Origin of the sequence: uncultured Limnohabitans sp. (assembly GCF_937889215.1) — a bacterium.
In the GTDB taxonomy this organism is placed as follows: domain Bacteria; phylum Pseudomonadota; class Gammaproteobacteria; order Burkholderiales; family Burkholderiaceae_C; genus Limnohabitans_A.
Genome location: NZ_CALBEX010000451.1, coordinates 1 through 2050, shown reverse-complemented (window position 1 = coordinate 2050; position 2050 = coordinate 1). Strand labels below are relative to the sequence as shown.

Sequence of the window (2050 nt, the reverse complement as noted above, 5' to 3'; positions counted from 1 at the left end):
CAGACCCGTACCCGGCAAGTGCGCAAGCTGCAACTGCTAGGTGCGAAAGTCGCGCTGACCGTTGTGACCTTGATCAGCGTGGTGCAACTTTGGTGGCCCACGCCTTGGTTGGTGGTCGCCCTGATCAGTTGGGCACTCACGGGCCTGTTCGTGAGCTGGGCCTTGAGCCAAAGCGCCGCCCCCGCTGGGGCCAGCTTCAACCCCGCCACCCAACGCTTCACCTTGCCCGGCAGTTGGTTGCCACTGGCTTTGTTCATGGCCATCTTTGCCTGCAAATTTGTCGTGGGCATGCTGAACACCATCGCGCCAGAAACCATGCACAGCTTGCAAGCGGCCATCGGTATCAGCGCTCTGTATGGGCTTTTGTCCGGCATCGTCATCGCTCGGGTTTGGCGTTTTTTGAAACTTCAATGAAAGAAACTGTATGAACACCCCTCTCCAAACCTTCACCCGCCTGGCGTGCGCCTTCAGCTTGCTGGCCGCCAGCGCCAGCCAGGCCCAAGTCACCTCTGTGGGCATGCGCCAGATTCAGTCGAACGGTATGCCCATCACCTTGGTCTACCCCACTGCGGCGGTGGCTCAAGACGTCACTTACGGCGCATTCACCGTCCCCATCGCCAGCAACGCTGCGCCTTTGCCAGCAGATTCAACAGCGGCATCGGGCAAACGGGCGCTCATCGTCTTGTCGCACGGCACCGCAGGCAGCGCCCTGCCCGAACACACCCTGGCCGCCACACTGGCCCGCGCCGGTTTTGTGGTGGCCCAGCCCGAGCACCGTGGCGACAACTGGCAAGACTTCAGCAAAGCAGGCCCTGAGAGCTGGAAAACCCGGCCGCAAGATGTGAGCGAGACCATCGACGCCGTGGCGCGTGACCCTGCACTGGCCGCGCTGGTGGACACCCGCCGCGTGGGCGTGCACGGCATGTCGGCAGGCGGCGTGACCGGCTTGGTGCTGGCCGGGGCGCAATGGCGCATGTTGAATTTGATCCAGCACTGTGCGCAGAACCTGGACGAGGACATCGGCTTTTGCCTGAACGGCTTGGGTGGAAAGACTTGGCCCCAACTTCAGCGCAAAACCCAGTTTTTCATGGCGAAGGTTTTGACCGAAAGCAACGCCCCCGACAACTTGAAAGTGGTGCACGGCGGCAATCCCAAGACAACAGCCCAAGACCAAGGCCATGACCCACGCCCAGACCCCCGTGTGGCAGCCGTCAGCATGGCCGTGCCCGTCGGCGTCATCTTCACCCCCGAAAGCCTGGCGCGCATCCGCATCCCCGTGGGCCTGAGCACATCGGGCGATGACGGTGTGCTGCTGCCCCGCTTTCACAGTCAGCATGTGTTGAAACATTGCAAAACCTGCACCACCCTGTCGGACCACCCGCAAGCGGGCCACTTCGACTGGCTATCACCCTGGCCTGCCAGCGTGGCCCAAACCGTGGCCGCCACCCAAATGCGCGGGGGCATGCCCAAGCCCGAATTCACCGACGCAGACCGCCAAAAAGCCTTCGACCAGATCGCGGTATTCTTCAAGCAAAAGCTCTCTCAGCCATGAACACCCACCCCCTCCTTGCCTGGCTCCCGCCCCATCACCGTCGCCCCTTGCTGCAGCGCTTGCTGATCGTGTGGGGCGTGGCTTTGTTGATTGGCTTGGGCACTTGGAACGGCAACGTGGCCAAGGGACACCCCAGCGCCATCGATGTCTCGATGGTCTACGCCTACGCTATCTCCACCTTCATTTGGCTGCTGACCGATGTGCCGCGCTTTGCCTTCAAGCGCCTGCTGCGCTCACCCGCGCCCTACTACTGGCCACCTGCGCTGCCCGCCACGCTCATGCTGTTGGTTGGCATTCCGCTGGGCTATGTGCTGGGCACGCTGGTGGGCGACGCTTATTCAGGCAAGTCCACTTGGGAGTTGTGGTACCTCAATCGCAACCGGTTTTTGGGCCTGATGGTCAGCGCCCTCGCCCTCAGCGTCGCCTTCGTCGCGTATTTCAGCCAACGCGGCAAAGCCGAATCGCTGGCCAACGAGGTGACACAGGCGCAGCTCATGC

At 62.3% G+C, this 2050-nt stretch carries 2 protein-coding genes and 1 pseudogene; all 3 read left to right on the top strand.

The genetic code is table 11. From position 1 onward, the window contains the following. A partial coding sequence (locus tag Q0341_RS11480; RefSeq protein WP_299513383.1) for a DUF6622 family protein occupies positions 1 to 414 on the top strand: 414 nt, incomplete at its 5' end. A 10-nt stretch (positions 415 to 424) separates the two neighbouring features. Then, complete coding sequence (locus tag Q0341_RS11475; RefSeq protein WP_299513381.1) at positions 425 to 1552, top strand: prolyl oligopeptidase family serine peptidase; 1128 nt, start codon at positions 425 to 427, stop codon at positions 1550 to 1552. Further along, positions 1549 to 2050, top strand: a pseudogene (locus Q0341_RS11470) (hypothetical protein); the annotation flags it as partial. The gene Q0341_RS11475 and the pseudogene Q0341_RS11470, both read left to right, overlap by 4 nt.